This window comes from Dorea sp. 210702-DFI.3.17 (assembly GCF_020560825.1).
GTDB classification, from domain to species: domain Bacteria; phylum Bacillota; class Clostridia; order Lachnospirales; family Lachnospiraceae; genus Dorea; species Dorea formicigenerans.
Genome location: NZ_JAJCNB010000017.1, coordinates 41392 through 57379, shown reverse-complemented (window position 1 = coordinate 57379; position 15988 = coordinate 41392). Strand labels below are relative to the sequence as shown.

Annotated in this window: 17 protein-coding genes and 4 pseudogenes; 18 read left to right on the top strand and 3 right to left on the bottom strand. The window is 40.8% G+C overall.

Translation table 11 applies throughout. The features are described from left to right. The 5 genes and pseudogenes from LI149_RS09660 to LI149_RS15900 all read left to right on the top strand — a co-directional run. On the top strand, nt 1-137 hold a 137-nt coding region (locus LI149_RS09660), incomplete at its 5' end, for a rubredoxin-like domain-containing protein (protein ID WP_369123559.1). A gap of 6 nt (nt 138-143) precedes the next feature. Then, nucleotides 144-523 (top strand): annotated as a pseudogene (locus LI149_RS09655) (desulfoferrodoxin family protein). A 93-nt stretch (nt 524-616) separates the two neighbouring features. Next, nucleotides 617-775 carry a rubredoxin gene (locus LI149_RS09650; RefSeq protein ID WP_117456460.1) on the top strand — a complete coding sequence of 53 codons (159 nt, stop codon included), beginning with the start codon at nt 617-619 and terminating at the stop codon, nt 773-775. Nucleotides 776-1399: 624 nt separating this feature from the next. Next, nucleotides 1400-2419: a group II intron reverse transcriptase/maturase gene (gene ltrA / locus LI149_RS09645; protein WP_227078743.1), complete on the top strand. Its 1020-nt coding sequence runs from the start codon at nt 1400-1402 to the stop codon at nt 2417-2419. Nucleotides 2420-2460: 41 nt separating this feature from the next. Then, nucleotides 2461-2703, top strand: a complete 243-nt coding sequence (locus tag LI149_RS15900) for a group II intron maturase-specific domain-containing protein (RefSeq protein ID WP_369123558.1) — start codon at nt 2461-2463, stop codon at nt 2701-2703. A gap of 218 nt (nt 2704-2921) precedes the next feature. Here the strand turns inward: LI149_RS15900 and LI149_RS09635 are convergent, their stop codons facing one another. Further along, nucleotides 2922-3035, bottom strand: a complete 114-nt coding sequence (locus tag LI149_RS09635; RefSeq protein ID WP_227086067.1) for an N-6 DNA methylase — start codon at nt 3033-3035, stop codon at nt 2922-2924. Between the two features lie 473 nt (nt 3036-3508). On the opposite strand from LI149_RS09635, the gene LI149_RS09630 reads away from it, so the two are divergent. Beyond that, on the top strand, nt 3509-3757 hold the full coding sequence (locus tag LI149_RS09630) for a type II toxin-antitoxin system prevent-host-death family antitoxin (RefSeq protein ID WP_168933414.1): 249 nt from the start codon (nt 3509-3511) through the stop codon (nt 3755-3757). 3 nt (nt 3758-3760) lie between these two features. After that, nucleotides 3761-4060 carry a type II toxin-antitoxin system RelE/ParE family toxin gene (locus LI149_RS09625; protein WP_227143284.1) on the top strand — a complete coding sequence of 100 codons (300 nt, stop codon included), beginning with the start codon at nt 3761-3763 and terminating at the stop codon, nt 4058-4060. Between the two features lie 296 nt (nt 4061-4356). Here LI149_RS09625 and LI149_RS09620 read toward each other — a convergent pair. Further along, nucleotides 4357-4683, bottom strand: a pseudogene (locus LI149_RS09620) (transposase); the annotation flags it as partial. A gap of 4 nt (nt 4684-4687) precedes the next feature. On the opposite strand from LI149_RS09620, the pseudogene LI149_RS09615 reads away from it, so the two are divergent. Then, nucleotides 4688-4939 (top strand): annotated as a pseudogene (locus LI149_RS09615) (integrase core domain-containing protein); the annotation flags it as partial. An 81-nt stretch (nt 4940-5020) separates the two neighbouring features. Here the strand turns inward: LI149_RS09615 and LI149_RS09610 are convergent. Next, nucleotides 5021-5272 carry a helix-turn-helix domain-containing protein gene (locus tag LI149_RS09610; RefSeq protein WP_005339884.1) on the bottom strand — a complete coding sequence of 84 codons (252 nt, stop codon included), beginning with the start codon at nt 5270-5272 and terminating at the stop codon, nt 5021-5023. Between the two features lie 368 nt (nt 5273-5640). Here LI149_RS09610 and LI149_RS09605 point away from each other — a divergent pair, with 368 nt between their 5' ends. From LI149_RS09605 to LI149_RS09560, 10 genes and pseudogenes are all read left to right on the top strand, one after another. Continuing rightward, on the top strand, nt 5641-6630 hold the full coding sequence (locus LI149_RS09605; protein WP_227078744.1) for a LacI family DNA-binding transcriptional regulator: 990 nt from the start codon (nt 5641-5643) through the stop codon (nt 6628-6630). Between the two features lie 157 nt (nt 6631-6787). Next, nucleotides 6788-7476: pseudogene (locus LI149_RS09600) on the top strand (Ldh family oxidoreductase). A 33-nt stretch (nt 7477-7509) separates the two neighbouring features. Further along, complete coding sequence (locus tag LI149_RS09595) at nt 7510-8160, top strand: HAD family phosphatase (protein WP_227143283.1); 651 nt, start codon at nt 7510-7512, stop codon at nt 8158-8160. Between the two features lie 16 nt (nt 8161-8176). Next, nucleotides 8177-8899: a mannonate dehydratase gene (locus LI149_RS09590; protein WP_227143282.1), complete on the top strand. Its 723-nt coding sequence runs from the start codon at nt 8177-8179 to the stop codon at nt 8897-8899. Nucleotides 8900-9202: 303 nt separating this feature from the next. Continuing rightward, nucleotides 9203-10504 (top strand): substrate-binding domain-containing protein, encoded by a 1302-nt coding sequence (locus LI149_RS09585; protein ID WP_227143281.1) that lies wholly within the window; start codon nt 9203-9205, stop codon nt 10502-10504. Beyond that, nucleotides 10450-11952: a sensor histidine kinase gene (locus tag LI149_RS09580; protein ID WP_227143280.1), complete on the top strand. Its 1503-nt coding sequence runs from the start codon at nt 10450-10452 to the stop codon at nt 11950-11952. The genes LI149_RS09585 and LI149_RS09580 overlap by 55 nt, the downstream gene beginning before the upstream one ends. Next, a complete protein-coding gene (locus LI149_RS09575; protein ID WP_227143279.1) occupies nt 11939-12937 on the top strand; it encodes a substrate-binding domain-containing protein in 999 nt (332 codons plus the stop codon). Before LI149_RS09580 ends, LI149_RS09575 begins: the two co-directional genes overlap by 14 nt. Next, nucleotides 12930-13979 carry a galactose ABC transporter substrate-binding protein gene (locus tag LI149_RS09570; RefSeq protein WP_227143278.1) on the top strand — a complete coding sequence of 350 codons (1050 nt, stop codon included), beginning with the start codon at nt 12930-12932 and terminating at the stop codon, nt 13977-13979. The genes LI149_RS09575 and LI149_RS09570 overlap by 8 nt, the downstream gene beginning before the upstream one ends. 7 nt (nt 13980-13986) lie before the next feature. Further along, complete coding sequence (locus LI149_RS09565) at nt 13987-14556, top strand: DUF6553 family protein (RefSeq protein WP_005333650.1); 570 nt, start codon at nt 13987-13989, stop codon at nt 14554-14556. A 137-nt stretch (nt 14557-14693) separates the two neighbouring features. Further along, nucleotides 14694-15974: a galactokinase family protein gene (locus tag LI149_RS09560; protein ID WP_117657285.1), complete on the top strand. Its 1281-nt coding sequence runs from the start codon at nt 14694-14696 to the stop codon at nt 15972-15974. The last annotated feature ends 14 nt before the right edge of the window (nt 15975-15988 follow it).

Genomic DNA, 15988 nt, shown 5'->3' with positions numbered 1-15988 from the left:
TATTTGAAAAGAGCGAAGTTAAGGTATGGGAATGCCGTAACTGCGGACATATTGTAGTCGGAACAAAGGCTCCAGAGGTATGCCCGGTATGCAATCATCCGCAGAGTTATTTTGAAGTACGTGCAGAGAATTATTAAGGGAGAATAGACAAGGAAGTAAAATATTATGTATGTAAGCATTGTGGAAACATTATTGAAAAGGTAAAGACAAAGGTGTACCTGTAATTTGTTGTGGAGAGCTGATGCCGGAACTGAAAGCCGGAGTAACAGATGCCGCAGTTGAAAAGCATGTACCGGTATATACACTAGACGGTAATCTGGTTCATGTTGTTGTTGGAGAAATCAAACATCCAATGCTTGAAGAACACTTTATTGAATGGATTCCATTAAATACCAATCAGGGTGTTTATAGAAAACAGTTAAATCCAGGACAGGAGCCGGTTGCAGATTTCTGTCTTTGTGACGGAGAGCAGGTGGAGGAAGTATATGCATACTGCAATTTACATGGATTATGGAAATGTTAAAATAAACTTTGTCCATACGAATACTATAGAGTAATAAGGATACAAAAGCAAAATAGCTGTGAATGAACAATATTTTAAAAGGAGGATTCAATAATGAAATATGTATGTGATGTTTGCGGATGGGAGTATGACGAGGAGGTTGGATACCCGGAAGGTGGTATTGCACCAGGAACAAAGTGGGAGGATGTTCCGGAAGATTTTGAATGCCCATTATGTAATGTTGGAAAAGATCAGTTTTCAGAAGTTGAATAGAAGCCTAATCTTGTTTTAAATACGGAGAGATAAACAAAAACCCTGGTGCGTGAGCAACAGGGTTTTTTATGTGCGCCTTGCGGCGCACGTTTCTAACGGGTGAAAGTCGTGTGTTCTGCAAGCTGTTATCAGCTTGCCAGTGAAAGTCTGGTCAAGGTAATCGCCAGTGAGCCTTGTAGCGAGCCTCCAATGCTTTTTGGTGACTGATTGTGTTGAAGCGAGGTATGCCTGTGAGAAACAGGTGCAAAATAACAGTCCGTAACATAAAGTGAATCCTGTAGCATCGTTACGTTAGCCCCGTAAGGGGACAAGAGGGAGTCGAGTCACTGACTTTCTGACGAAGACCATGGAAGATGTGGGGATACTGGAGTACAGCATTGAAGAACCCTTCGGTGTAGAGGGAGCGGAATGTTATGAAAGTTGATAACGGAACAGGAGAGATCTCATACCATCATATAACCACAAGTATGTAACTGAGGATATAAGCACGCATGCGAAATTTCTTGGGAAGTGGTATGAGAAGTCGGAGGAGCCCATAGTATCTATGAACTGTTGGTAAGAAAAACAATGGGAGAAAAGGGGCTCTGCTTTAATCAGGATTAACGGGAAGGTAAGGGATAGTGCATGCCAAACATTGGACAACAACACTCAATAGGAAAATCACAACAACTTCAACGTAATCTATACCTAGCAGCCAAAAAGGATAAGCAACGTAGATTTCATGCGTTGTATGACCGTATCTTTCGCCTGGATATTTTGTGGCGGGCATGGAAAGAAGTACGAGAAAACATGGGAAGTGCTGGAATTGACAACATTACCTTTGAAATGGTTGAGGAATACGGAGTAGAAGAATACCTGTTAGATATTCAAGAAGATTTGCAGAATAAGAAATACAGACCAAAGCCGGTAAAGAGGGTATACATTCCAAAACCGGATGGGAAACAAAGACCATTGGGTATACCGACTATTAGAGACAGGATTGTGCAACAAGCTTGTAAGATTGTGATAGAACCTGTCTTTGAAGCAAACTTTTTAGATAATTCTTATGGATTTCGCCCTAAAAGAGACGCAAAACAGGCTACAGAAAAAGTGAAAAAAGAATTATATAAAAACTGGTATGTAGTAGATGCAGATATACAGGGATACTTCGACAACATCAACCATGAAATACTACTGGGATTATTAAATCGTCGCATCAGTGATAGAAGGGTCATTAAGTTATGCAGACAGTGGTTACGAGCAGGAGTTATTGAAAATGGGAAATACTATCCAACGGAAAAAGGTTCACCGCAAGGAGGTGTCATTAGCCCGTTGTTAGCAAATATATATCTTCATGTACTGGACTCCTACTGGGAAAATCATAAGGAACTGGGTGTCATAGTTAGATATGCAGATGATGCAGTGATTATGTGCAGAAAAAGAACAGATGCAGAATTAGCGTTTGAGCATCTGAAAAGAATAATGACTAAGTTGAAACTGACGTTGAATCCGCAGAAAACGAAGATTGTAGATATGAATAAAGAGAGTTTTGACTTTCTTGGATTCTGCTTCCAGAAGTTTGGTAAAACCAAAAGTGGAAGGAAGTTGCCGTATATGATGCCTAGTAAAAAGGCGATAAAAAAGGTAAAGGATGCAGTCGAGTAATTACTTGCAGAAAATCAGCTTATGAGGGTCTGGAGCAGAAGGTGGAGAAATTAAATCCACTCATAAGAGGATGGAGAAACTACTTTCAGCATGGAAACTCAACAAAACGATTTAAACAGCTCGATGAATTCGTGTGGATGAAGCTATGGAGACGGGTGTACTACAGGCGAAAACAGAAGAAATACAGAGAACATGTGCTGTATGGATTTCGAAAGAGGTATGCAACCAGTGGAATAGAGTACTTTTATTATCTAAACAAGAAAAGATATGTGGCAGTCGTTTGAATGCTGTAGGAAGAAGGTTATCGGAAAGCCGTGTGAGGGAGAACCTCATGCACGGTTTGAGGTGGCAGGCGATGGAAACGGATTACCGCGCCATCGCTTGACCCTACCCCAATCTGCCCTAGTAGTGGGAAGGATACAGCCAAGACCAAGTAGGGTGTCCATCGCGAGGTGAAATCAGAAGGAAGGTGGCGGCAAATCTTTGGTCTGACGAACAGAAATCACATCAGGCTTGCAATCAACTGAACCACATCATGTGGTGTATAGAATTCTCCTTCTTCTTTTGTAGCATTTACTGCAAATTCTTTAAGAAAGTATTCGTATACACGACCGATAAGATCTTTTTCCTCGCCAAATGCCTTATGGTTGATTTTGTTTACCTCATCAACAATTTTCTTTATATCATTGGCAGCTAGATTTCGTGCAGTAAATGTTCCTTTAACAAAACACCCCTTTAATTGTGGATCTTGCTTCGTTTATAGCTGCACTATTTCGTGCAGGTACTTTGATCGTATGTATTCTTGCCGGTGTTGCAGTTGCAGAGTATATATTAGCTACGATTATATATCGTTATTTGTGTAAAAAGATGTAAATAACAATGTTTTATCTAGATAAATATAATCAAGAATGAATCTTTGATGTTTTGATTGATTATAATTGGTGAATTCCTTGTCGGGATATTATTGAAGAATTGATGGTTACTATTTGAAAAATAAGAAAGCTGTAAAATTTTAAGTTGAATTTTACAGCTTTTTCGCATATAATAAATATAGAAAAAACAGTGCATCAAGAAAGGAGACCGGTCTATATGGCGAATATTTTACCAGTATCTGATTTGAGAAATTATAATGAAGTTTTAAAAAATTGCCGGACTGGAGAGCCGGTGTTTTTGACAAAAAATGGCAGAGGGCGTTTTGTAGTGCTTGATATAGAAGATTATGAGCGTGATCGTGCAGAGAAAAAGCTATTAATGAAGCTGCAGGAGGCAGAGGAGGCAGTCAAAGACGGCGAAGGCTGGCTCAGTTTGGACGAACTAAAAGCACTTGTGGGGGAGTAAACTATGCTGAAATTACGAATCAACCCATTGGTTGCAACGGATTTAAAAGAAATTCGTGATTATATCGCTGAGGATAATGCAGAATATGCTGCAAAGACGATCAAAGAAATTTACGGTAAATTTGAAAATATTCAAATGTTTCCGGGGATAGGTTCAGATCTCTCCAAAAGAGTTAGTTTCCGAACAGATTACAAGTATGCAGTTTGGGGAAATTATGTAATTATTTATAAAGTGGGAGAAGAGTATGTAGAGATTTATCGGGTAGTAAATCGGTATAGGGATATTACGAGGATTTTTGACTGATAATGTGTATGCGATAATACTTGTTTATAAAGCTTAAAAATATAAGAGAATTATACTAGAAAAGATAATTAGAAGCATATTACCTATTTATTTAATACTATATATAATTCTTTTTAAATATGCTAACTTAATATAGCGTTAAGTACATTATATTGTGTTGGGAGACCAGCTATGAAAAGTCAAGCTTAAATTAGCTGGAAATTAATAAATCCTTTTCGTGGTAAAAATGGGTAACCTTAATAAGGCTCCCTGGTGGGTGCTTTTAAACAAATTTATGATGTAGGTATCCAGACCTCTTAATCAAGATTAAATTCCACGTTGTCAGTCATCATTTTCCAAATGATTCTGACGAGCTTGCCGGCACAGTGTCCAAGGGCATTATAGTGAGTCCGGCCTTCAGCCATCTTGGCTTCGTAGTAATCCTTGAAGGTGGCATTGTTTTTAACAACATTGAGAGCTGCATTAACAAGTGCATATCTAAGGACTTTAGATCCACGTTTGGACATTCTGGTTTTTTTAGCCTGAAAGTTCCCTGACTGATAGACAGAAGGATCTAAACCGGCATATGCAAGCAGCTTGTTGGGGCTGGAGAAACGGTGGATATCACCGATTTCGCCAAGTATTATTCAAAGCATGAACAGTGCTGGTGGCAGGTGCCACGATAATGCCCGATGCGAAAGCATGTGGGCTAGAATGAAAAGCGAGCTTCTCTATGACCGCTACAATACGGAGACTATGACCACAGAGGAACTGAAGGTTCTCATTTGGAGATATTTCATCAGTTACTGGAATAACAGGAGGATCTGCTCTGCTAACGGTGGGCTTCCTCCGATGATCAAGCGCCAGAGATACTACGAATCTCTGGGACTGGCTGCATAGGCAGTGATATCTTTGAGATAAATGTGTCAACCAATATTGACAATATCAATAGGAAAGAAAAGTAATGCGAAGCCACTCGCATTACTTTTCTTTTCCATCAATGAGATATTCATAAGATATTTCGAAAACTTCAGAAAATGCTTTGATTTCAACATCAGTAACAAAGCGCTTATTTGTTTCAATTCTTGTAATTACATTTTTGTCCATATCATAGCCGCGCAGTTGAAGCTGATGGGCAAGCATCCGCTGGGACATATGGTTTTTCTCACGAAGCTCGATGAGTCTTTTACTGATTAAGTTCTTTTCTCCGGTGGCTGTCTTTGGTTTTGGCATATAAATGCTCCTCTCTTTTGTAATTGAAAAATGAGATTGTCTCATTTTTTGCTCTATTCATTGATTTTACAGTTGAGGTAAGAATAAAACGGTTGTAAAAGTGAGACGGCATGGACGTTCTTGGATTTTATGACTAGTGTGTTATAGTAAAATTAATTTAAAAAAGGAGTATTCTTATGCAGGTGTCAGATAAATTAATTACCTACTGGCGGAAGCGATTGAAGAATATGGGACTTCTGGGTATCAGGAAAAATTACTTTCATCAATAATCTCTTGACAAATCCCTTTGAAATCACGCATCCTCATAGTATAAAAGCGCTTTCATAAGAGCTTGGTATGCAATGCAAAGCAGTGAAAAGAGGAAAAAGATGAATATATATGATATAGCAAAAGAAGCCGGAGTTTCTATATCAACGGTTTCTCGTGTTATGAATAACAAAGGGAATGTGAATGCTGCTACAAGAAAAAAAGTAGAAGCAATATTGGACAAGCATGATTATACGCCCAGTGCGATTGCGCGTGGTATGGTAAGTAAAACAATGAATACGGTTGCAGTACTGACTGTGGATATCCGCGTGCCGCATTATGCGAGAACTGTTTATACAATTGAACGGGAGTTCAGCCACAGAGGATACGAGGTCGCAATCTGTAATACGGGTGGTGAGTTGGAAGAGACAGCCAAGTATTTAAAGACAATGCTTGAGAAAAAAGTAGACGGAATCGTACTGGTCGGTTCAATTTTTAATACACTTTGCAAAAAAGATGAAATTGGAAATATGATTAAGAATACACCGGTAGTGCTTGCGAATGGAAAACTGGAACTGCCGAATTCCTATTCTGTCTTAGTTGATGACCGGTATGGCGTTTCTCTGGCAGTGGAACATCTGCTAAAAAGAGGGCACCTTGATATGTACTATCTAAAGGATATGGATACGGTCAGTGCCAGGTTAAAAAGTGAAGGGTTTATAAAAGCATTGGAAAGTCACGGTGTTAGTGACGCGAAGCAATATGTGATCGATATGGACAGAAGTATCGGTGGAGGAATCGAAGCGGTTGAAAAACTGATTGCCGAGAATAAGAAATTTACAGCCATTGTCTGTGGAGAAGACATTACAGCAACGGGAGCGGTGAAAGCGGCATTGCGTGCCGGACTTCGAGTACCGGAAGATGTAGCGGTTACCGGGTACAATAATTCAGAATATGCAAGAATCTGTGAACCACGTCTTACGACTATTGACAATAAGCCGGAGATGGTTGCGATGATGAGCGTGCAGCTCCTTACAAGTTTGATTGAACAGACGGATGTGTACTCTTCCTGTGTGATCCAGCCGGAATTGGTGGAAGGAAAGACAACATAAGCTGACATAAGACAACAAAAAAAGACGATATAGGTGAAAGATTGCAGATAGAGCTATAAAAAGCAGAAGGATTTTCAGAAAGAAAAACTGAAAGTACCTCTGCTTTTTTTCTTCATAATTTTCAATAATATTTTCTCGAAATTGAAAGGAGATTAATATGAGAGTTCAATATGATGTAATGGTGCAGGAGTTTGCAAGAGTATTAGAGAAAAAGGATTCACTCATGAAGATGCCGAGAATGCGGCAATCATTTTCGCACAGAACAGTCTGGCTGGTGTATACTCCCACGGACTGAACCGCAAGATCGGAAATAACCCGTTGATCATGGCAGTGCCTCGTTCTAATGGGGAACATGCAATGATCGACTGTGCTGTATCTCAGTTTTCTTATGGAAAGATTGAAGATTGCCGTCTGAAAGGACTGAAACTTCCGGTGCCGGGAGGATATGATACAAAGGGAGAACTCACAACAGATCCTTCAGAAATCGAGAAGACATGGCGTGTGCTTCCGATGGGATACTGGAAGGGGAGTGGACTTTCCATCGTGCTGGATCTGATCGCAACAGTTCTTACAGATGGAAACTCTGTATCAAAAATCGGAACATTCGGTGACGAGATTGGACTTACTCAGATTATGATTGCAGTAGATCCTACAAAGTTCAACACAGTGGAGCAGACAGATGCAATTGTAGATGAGATTCTTGCAGATGTGAAATCTTCTGAGCCGATCAAAGAGGACGGAGAAGTTCTTTATCCGGGAGAGTTAGAGCTTAAGAATATCAAAGAGAACAAAGAACAGGGAATCCCGGTTGTTGAAGAAGTATGGGAATCTGTTATGAAGATGTAATAATAATTAGGAAATATAGAATAGGAAGAAACAATGATTCAGGGAGTACTTTTTGATATGGACGGGCTTATGTTCGATACGGAAAGAATCGGATACGAAGGCTGGAAATATGCAGGAAAAAAGCTTGGCATTCATATGAAAGATGAATTGATTGCTTCTTTTCGTGGAACCGGAGAAAAAGAAAAGCGAAGACATTTCAAAGAAGCATTTGGAAGTGAAGAGCTGTATGATGAAGCATTTACGCTTCGGACGGTATATGCAAAAGAATGGATCGATAAGAATGGGCTTCCGGTAAAGAAAGGGTTGGTGGAGCTGCTGGAGTATTTGAAAAAAGAAAATATTCCGGCGGCGCTCGCAACCTCGACAAACCGCAAGAAAGCGAGGGGTTATCTGGATATGGCAAATGTAACAGAATATTTCAGTGCATCAGTGTGCGGTGATGAAGTGAAGGCAGCGAAGCCTGCCGGTGATATCTTCATAGCTGCGGCAGAGACGCTGGGAGTTCCGACTGAGAAATGTCTTGTTTTGGAAGACAGCCCAAATGGTCTGAAGGCTGCAAAAAATGCTGGCTGCAAAGCGATTGTAATCCCCGATCTGTCCCCGGCACCTAAGAAAGAAGAAGGCCTGTGGGATGCGAAAGTTTCGAATTTAAAAGAGGTTATAGAAATCATAAAGAATCTTTGATACAGGAGGAAATATCATGGAATATATTATTGGAATCCTGCTGCTCATCTCATTTGTAGGGTTTCGTTGGTACGGAGGCAGTGATCCGGTAACATTAGATAAGATCCGTCAGATTCCGGGAATGCGTTCCATTGTTTCTGCTGTCTATGATGTAAAACCGGGAGAAGTATGGCCGGAAGAAAGTATCAAACATCTGGTAGATGAATGCCGGGAGCATGGATTGATTTTTGATGTTGTAGAATCCATTCCGGTAGCGGAAGAGTGCGGCGTTGTCATGGCGCTTCATCCGGATGATCCTCCGTATTCGATTTTTGGACTTCCAAGAGTGATCACATGCGAGGAGAATCTGGATCGATATCTTTCTATTGTGGACAGCCCGGCTAACAGTTTGTGTCTGTGTACTGGATCCCTGGGCAGCTCTCCGAAAAACGATATCCCGGCTATGGTACGCAAATATTCTTCAATGAATCGAATTGGATTTATGCATATCCGAAATGTAAAGATCCTTCCGGATACATCATTTGAAGAGTCTGGACATCTGACACAGAATGGCTCTCTCGATATGAATGCAATTGTGAAAGCATTGGTAGAGACTGGATTTGACGGATATTTCCGCCCGGATCACGGACGTATGATTTGGGGAGAAACAGGAAAACCAGGTTACGGATTATATGACCGTGCACTCGGAACAGCTTATATTAATGGATTGATCGAGGCCAACGGTGGAGTGATCGAATAAAATTATAGAAGAGAATACAATATAAAGAGCTTCATACACAGCCTGGAAAGTTGTGTGTGAAGCTTTTTTCGCATGAATGAAAACAGTAGATTTGTTTTAAATGTGCAGATTTGGGTGTTGCGATGAATATGCCGAAAAAAGTAGATATAAGGAAAATGCATAAAAAAATCACTGATTACCATAGAAATTTGATAATAAATACAAAAATATTCTATGTTCTAAACAGAGCATAGTGATTATAATGGAATTAGTTAATTGGTTCAAGGAAAATTGAAGCAAAATGAACAAATGGGAGGAAACAAAATGAAAAAAAGAAGAGTATTAGCAGCAATTATGACAGCTACACTTGCGTTATCCCTTGCAGGTTGTGGTGGATCCTCAGGAGATTCTAAATCATCAGGATCATCAGACAGTTCCGTAGCAAATGCAGACAAACCGCTTTGCTGGTTCAACCGTCAGCCATCTAACAGTTCTACGGGAGAACTTGACAAAGAGGCTCTGAACTTCAATGATGATACATACTATGTAGGATTTGATGCTAACCAGGGAGCTGAACTGCAGGGACAGATGGTTGTTGATTACATCAAAGCTAATGCAGACAAGATTGACAGAAACGGTGACGGAGTAATCGGATATGTACTTGCAATTGGTGATATCGGACATAACGATTCTATCGCTCGTACACGTGGTGTTCGTTCTGCTCTTGGAACAGGTATTGATGCAAACGGTGAAGTTGATTCTACACCAGCAGGAACTAACGTAGACGGAAAAGCAAAAGTTGTTAAAGATGCAACTCTTGATGTAGATGGAAAGACATATACAATTCGTGAGCTTGCTTCTCAGGAGATGAAGAACTCAGCAGGAGCTACATGGGATGCAGCAACAGCAGGTAACGCAATCGGAACATGGTCAGCTTCTTTTGGAGAGCAGATCGATGTTGTTGTTTCTAACAATGACGGTATGGGAATGTCAATGTTCAACGCTTGGGCAAAAGACAACAAAGTTCCTACATTCGGATATGATGCTAACAGTGATGCTGTAGCAGCAATTGCTGAAGGATACGGCGGAACAATTTCACAGCATGCAGATGTACAGGCTTACCTGACACTGAGAGTTCTTCGTAACGCACTTGACGGAGTAGATGTTGATACAGGTATCGGTACAGCAGATGATGCTGGTAACTGCCTGACAGAAGGTGAAGACTACAGATACAGTGAAGAGGACAGATCATACTACGCATTAAACGTAGCTGTAACAGCTGACAACTACAAAGACTTTACAGATTCAACAAAGGTTTACGACAAAGTTTCTAAACAGCTTGATTCTTCTAAGAGTCCATCTAAGAAAGTATGGCTTGACATTTACAATGCATCAGATAACTTCCTGAGCTCAACATATCAGCCACTGCTTGAGAATTATGATGATCTTCTGAACCTGACAGTTGATTACATCGGTGGAGATGGACAGACAGAGTCTAACATCACAAACCGTCTTGGAAATCCAAGCGAGTACGATGCATTTGCAATTAACATGGTTAAAACAGACAATGCATGGCATTGTATGGAAGTGACGGAAATCTTATTGCTTCAGAGCCGGTATCTTTAGAAAAAGAAAATGTAGAGATTAAAAACCAGGACTGGTATCAGAATGCGGAAAATGCGATTGAAAATATTCATTTTTCCATGCCTCATGTACAGAACTTGTTCCAAGACGGAACTTATCGGTATCATCGAGTCATTTCGCTCAGCCGTTCGGTTGATATTAATGACGGAGATAGACCGGGGAGCGGAGTGCTTCTGGTAGATATGAAATATTCTGTTGTTGAAAATGTTTTAAAGCAGATCAATGAGTCTTCGGACGGAGTTTACTATTATGTTTGTAATCGGGACGGGGAACTTCTCTACCATCCAAGAAGAGCAGAGATAGACCGTGAATTATTCAAAGAGAACAGCCTTAAGGCAGCAGGATATGAGGATGGAGTCTATGAGATATCGTCTGGCAATGGTAAAGAAAATGTTATTGTCGGAAGTATTTCCTATACAGGCTGGAAACTGATCGGTGTGATACCGGAAAGTGTGCAGACAGCCAATATTAACAACTTCAGATATTATATTTTTACAACGATCATTATATTGATGATGCTGCTTTTAGAGGGAAACCGGTTAATTTCCCAGAAAGTATCAAAGCCGATCCGCGAATTAGATGCTTCTGTGAAGGCTTATGAAGCCGGAGAAAAACCGGATATTTATATCGGGGGATCTTTGGAAGTACGACATCTTGGACATTCCGTGCAGAAATCATATGAACAAATCGAACAGCTGATGGAAGAAATTATGCGTCAGCAAAACGAGCGGAGAAAAAGTGAACTGGATGCGCTTCAGAGCCAGATCAATCCACATTTTCTTTATAATACGTTGGAATCTATCACCTGGATGGTAGAAGCACAGAAGAATCGAGAAGCGGTCATTATGATTTCTGAGCTTGCAAAACTGTTGAGAGTCAGCCTGTCAAGGGGTAAGACGATTATTCCAATCAAGGATGAACTTCAGCATAGCCGTAGTTATATGAATATTCAACTGGTACGCTATAAAGAAAGATTTAAGATAGATTTTCAGATAGATGAAGAACTTTATAATTACTGTATTGTAAAGCTGGTCATCCAGCCTATTTTGGAAAATGCGATCTATTACGGAGTCGGACATATGGATGAAGACGATGATGGAAGAATTGTAGTATCCGGGGAAAAGAAAGACAATGATATATACATTAGTATAGAAGATAATGGAATGGGAATGCGCAAAGAAGTGTTGGAAAATATTTTGACAGATAACAACAAAGTTCCAAAACATGGGTCAGGAGTCGGAGTTATTAATGTTCATTCCCGAATTAAACTGATGTTTGGTGAAGGATACGGACTTACTGTCTACAGTGAACCTGATGAAGGAACGAAAGTCGTTATTCACATTCCGGCAATCCCATACACAAAAGAAAATGCAGAAAAGCTGGAAATGCAAAAATACAGCCAGAGGGGGAATGCACATGAAAAAGAATAAAATAACATTCTTTGCTATGGAATTGATTCTTCTTGTATTGGCACTGTTTTTTGTGTGGAAGATTTTTATTCAGAACGTGCCGGAAAAAAGAGTAGCCGTAATACTTCCGGAATCCGGAGACCAGAGATGGGATTCTCTGATTAAAGGAATGAAGCAGTCGGCAAAAGAGAATCATATACATCTGGTCATTTGCAACACAGATGATATTGAAAATGCAGAAGCAGAAAAGGAAGCTATCGAAGAGCAGAAAAATAATCATATCGATGCATTTATTGTGCTTCCTGCACCTGGAACAGATACAAAAGAGATGTTGACAAAAGAATGTTCAGATGTTCCGGTTATTTTGGTCGTGGAAGATCTGTATACCGAAGACGCAGAAGCAACATCGAAGTTTTCGGTAGTCGCACCAGATTACTATGAGATGGGAAAATATATTGGCGGACAGATAAATTCAAGAAAACAGACCATAGGAATTGTTGTGGGAAGGAAAGATACGGAAGCGGCAGCCAGTGCAGTCCGCGGGCTTACGGATGCACTGGAAGGTTCCGACTGTCAGATCCTATGGCATTATTATCAGGAAAAAGACCAGGATGTCTGCGAGAAAGTGAAAGAACAGCCAAAAGTAGATACGCTGGTAGTGTTAGATCCCGGTGCATTAGATCAACTGGGAGACCAGTTTGAAGAAACGCAGGAAGAAACGCAGGAGGAAGCACAGGAAGAAACACAAGAACAGGGAGCAGGAACGAAGATTTATGGGATCGGAAGCAGTATGAAAGCAATTGCACTTCAGAATTACGGAAAGACACAAGGGCTTGTCGTACTGGATGGATATGAGATAGGATATAAAAGTGTAGAAGAAATTGCAAAGAAAATAAAAAACAGACTTTACAAAATGGAAAGCCACGAAACGGAAGTAAAGATTATGGATCAGGATACTAAGCTTTTAGATGACGAAATAGAAAGGTTTTTATATTCCTATGAGTAAAAAATGTAGAAAAAAAAGTGTCTGTGCAGTTGTTGTAATGGTAGCGATGCTGTGTATTTCCGGCTGTGGATCAGGAAAAATAAAATCTGATAAAGTGTTGCGTGTAGGTGTTGTAACATATACACAGGATGATCCTTTTATCAATGCATTGGCAGATAAGCTAAAAGAAAATCTGAAATCTATGGAAACAGAAGATATGAAGATTACCGTATCTGTAAAAAATGGAAATGATGATCAGCAGGATCAGAATGATATAGTGGAAGAGATGATTGATGCTGGTTGTGATGTTTTGTGCGTCAATCTGGTAGACAGAACTGCTCCGTCCCGGATCATCAGGCTGGCAAAACAGAATGACATCCCGATTATTTTCTTTAACAGGGAACCGGTCTGGGAGGATTTGATGCAGTGGGAAGACCTGTATTATGTAGGTTGTGACGCAGAACAATCTGGAGTGATGCAGGGAGAGATAGCGGCAGATTATATTAAAAATCATCCGGAAGTAGACAAGAATCAGGATGGTGAAATACAATATGTATTGTTGGAAGGAGAAGCTGGGCATCAGGATGCAATCAGCAGAACGGATTTCTCTGTAAAAACATTGATCGAGAAAGAGGTAAATCTGGAAAAATTAAGTTATCAGTTCGCAGATTGGAACCGGGGACAGGCCGAAAACCGGATGAACCGCCTGATCAGTCAGTATAAAGATGGAATTGAACTTGTCATTTCTAACAATGATGAAATGGCACTTGGAGCTGTGGAGGCATATCGAAAAGCCGGATATGAACAGGCAGAGTGGCCGGTCATTTTCGGTATTGATGGATTAGATGATGCATTGGAAGCAATAAAAGCTGGTGAAATGCAGGGGACAGTGTATAATGATAAAGAAAATCAGGCGTTGCAGATAGCGAAGCTAGCTGTAGAGATTTTCCGAGGAGAAGATGTGAACCGAAACAAGTTAAAAGAAGGCAGGTATTATGTTTCTGAGTATCAGCCGGTATACAGCAGTAATGTGGAAGATTTTATAAAAAGACAGACGAGGTAAGAAGTGAATGGAAGCAGCATGGATCGAGACATTTTATCAGGAGACAGATGCGCCAAAAAGGCTGGAATTACTAAAACAGAATACAGAAAATGAATTAACGCAGGCGGATGTGTTCCGAAAAAAATTATGGGTCGCCAGATATGGAAAGAGAAAACCGACAAAAGATGCATTCGTAGGAAGCCTGATGGAACTGAAATGTCTGGCAGAAGGCACATCGTTAGATTTTGGCGGACAAAGAAGAAAACAGGCAGCAAAGATTATTAGTACATTATGTCTGGCAGATGCAGATTCTTTGGACGAAGAATTAAGAGAAAATCTTCTGCTGGAATTAAAAAATGTCTTTTTGAAATTTATGGAAGTCAGCAGAGACGGAAGAGGATTTACTTCACTTGTGTTTGGAATGGGACAGCTATCGGATGAAGGAGTTGTGAAAAAAATCGCGGAACAGATCAGCGCCATTGCATTTCAGGCACCCCATGCATTGCACATGGATAAAGAATTTGCCCTTCTACAGGAGGCGGCACTTCAGGCATTTCGTCAGGAATACCCGAACCGGGAACATTTTCTGAAAAAATAAGCATGTTAAATATATTAACATATAAATGATGCCAGGGTTGTGGGAGTGCAACGCACGTAACAATCCGTAGGCATCATAGTTGGGGCTTTTGGCCCCAACATCATATAAAATCATACAGGAAAGGCAGGAACTATATTTTGAAAAAGTGGAATGATGTATATCAGATGGTGAAAAATGGAGATTTGGACGCGTCACTTCTGAAAACAGGGTGCGAGGATCTAAAGGCAGCAAGAGAAAGAGCCGCACAGGTGATGGAAGGATTTAAGGAGAGCTTTGGAGCAACAGAAGATACGATGGTTGCACTTTGTTCTGCGCCTGGGCGTACAGAAATCTGTGGAAATCATACCGATCATCAGCATGGACGAGTGCTGGCGGCAGCAGTGAATCTGGACTTTCTTGCATGTGTTGCATTAAACGGAACGAGTGTTGTGCATTTTCAGTCAGAAGGCTGGCCAATGACAAGTGTTGATCTTGCTGATTTGGAAGTGAAGGAAGAAGAAAAAGAAACAACTGCTTCTCTGATAAGAGGCGTGCTGGCCAAGCTTCATAAAGCAGGATATCCGGTAGCAGGCTTTGATATGTATGTGACATCAACGGTATTGCCTGGATCCGGACTGTCTTCCTCCGCAGCGTGTGAGGTGCTGATTGGAACAACGGGAAATCATCTGTTTTGTCAGGACAAGTTTGATGCAGTAGAAATCGCAAAAATCGGTCAGGCAGCAGAAAATGAATATTTTGGTAAGCCGTGTGGATTGATGGATCAGACTGCTTCTTCCGTGGGAGATGCAGTAGCCATTGATTTTAAAGATCCGGCAAACCCGATAGTAAGATCCATCAATGCGGATCTTACAGGACTGGGACTTGCACTTTGTATCATCGACTGTGGTGCGGATCATGCAGCACTTACCAATGAATATGCGTCTATTCCGGAAGAAATGAGCAAAGTGGCAGCGCATTTTGGTAAAAAAGTACTTCGCGAAGTCAAAGAAGAAGATCTGCTGGCAGATCTGGCACAGGTCAGAAAAGAAGCAGGAGACAGGGCAGTTCTCAGGGCTTTACATTTCTATGCAGATGACAGAAGAGCAGCAGAGGAAGCAGATGCACTGGAGCGGAAAGATAAAGAGGCGTTTTTAAATCTTGTAAAAGAGTCAGGACGTTCTTCATGGGAACTTCTTCAGAATATTACACCGGCAGCAGCCATCACACATCAGGACATGGCAGTTGCATTGGCCGTGGCTGAGAAAGCGCTGAATGGAAAGGGCGCATGCCGCGTACATGGAGGTGGATTTGCCGGAACAATCCAGGCATTTGTCCCGGTGGAAGATGTGTGTGAATTTAAGAAAACGATGGAAACTATGTTGAGTGAAGGATGCTGTCATGTATTGAGTATCCGTCCGGCTGGTGGACTTATCCTTTAAAGAATGAGGGGGAA

Coding starts and splice junctions, on each gene's coding strand:
- LI149_RS09650 (WP_117456460.1), top strand. CDS start 617: ATGAAATATGTATGTGATGTTTGCGGATGGGAGTATGACGAGGAGGTT.
- ltrA (WP_227078743.1), top strand. CDS start 1,400: ATGCCAAACATTGGACAACAACACTCAATAGGAAAATCACAACAACTT.
- LI149_RS09630 (WP_168933414.1), top strand. CDS start 3,509: ATGGCGAATATTTTACCAGTATCTGATTTGAGAAATTATAATGAAGTT.
- LI149_RS09625 (WP_227143284.1), top strand. CDS start 3,761: ATGCTGAAATTACGAATCAACCCATTGGTTGCAACGGATTTAAAAGAA.
- LI149_RS09610 (WP_005339884.1), bottom strand. CDS start 5,272: ATGCCAAAACCAAAGACAGCCACCGGAGAAAAGAACTTAATCAGTAAA.
- LI149_RS09605 (WP_227078744.1), top strand. CDS start 5,641: ATGAATATATATGATATAGCAAAAGAAGCCGGAGTTTCTATATCAACG.
- LI149_RS09595 (WP_227143283.1), top strand. CDS start 7,510: ATGATTCAGGGAGTACTTTTTGATATGGACGGGCTTATGTTCGATACG.
- LI149_RS09590 (WP_227143282.1), top strand. CDS start 8,177: ATGGAATATATTATTGGAATCCTGCTGCTCATCTCATTTGTAGGGTTT.
- LI149_RS09585 (WP_227143281.1), top strand. CDS start 9,203: ATGAAAAAAAGAAGAGTATTAGCAGCAATTATGACAGCTACACTTGCG.
- LI149_RS09580 (WP_227143280.1), top strand. CDS start 10,450: ATGGCATTGTATGGAAGTGACGGAAATCTTATTGCTTCAGAGCCGGTA.
- LI149_RS09575 (WP_227143279.1), top strand. CDS start 11,939: ATGAAAAAGAATAAAATAACATTCTTTGCTATGGAATTGATTCTTCTT.
- LI149_RS09570 (WP_227143278.1), top strand. CDS start 12,930: ATGAGTAAAAAATGTAGAAAAAAAAGTGTCTGTGCAGTTGTTGTAATG.
- LI149_RS09565 (WP_005333650.1), top strand. CDS start 13,987: ATGGAAGCAGCATGGATCGAGACATTTTATCAGGAGACAGATGCGCCA.